Here is a 304-nt window from a genome sequence, read left to right as displayed (position 1 = left end):
AGTCGGTAACACCCGAAGCCGGTGGCCTAACCCGTACGGGGAGGAGCCGTCGCAGGTGGGACCAGCGAGTGGGACGACGTCGTACCAAGGTAGCCGGACCGGACGGTGCGGCTGGAGCGCCTCCTTTCTCAGGAGCGCATGGCCGCTTGCTGGCGAATGTTCGGCTCGGTCGCTCATGGGTGGATCGTTGACTATTCGGCTCAGGAAGTGATCGGACGTGAGTTCTGCTTCGGCGTGGAAAGCGATCTGGGTTTGACTGTGTCGGGCACGTTGTTGGGTCCTGAGGGAACGGCCGTTATGGTCT

1 rRNA gene is annotated in these 304 nt (G+C 62.5%); it reads left to right on the top strand.

Features of this window, described 5'->3' with window-relative positions:
• Nucleotides 1-127 (top strand): 16S ribosomal RNA (locus PUR61_RS36770); the annotation flags it as partial.
• Nucleotides 128-304 lie beyond the last annotated feature (177 nt).

Origin of the sequence: Streptomyces sp. BE20 (genome assembly GCF_036322525.1) — a bacterium.
Taxonomy (GTDB): Bacteria; Actinomycetota; Actinomycetes; order Streptomycetales; family Streptomycetaceae; genus Kitasatospora.
Note: the sequence above shows the minus strand (reverse complement) of the source record. Positions and strands in the feature narration are given on the sequence as shown.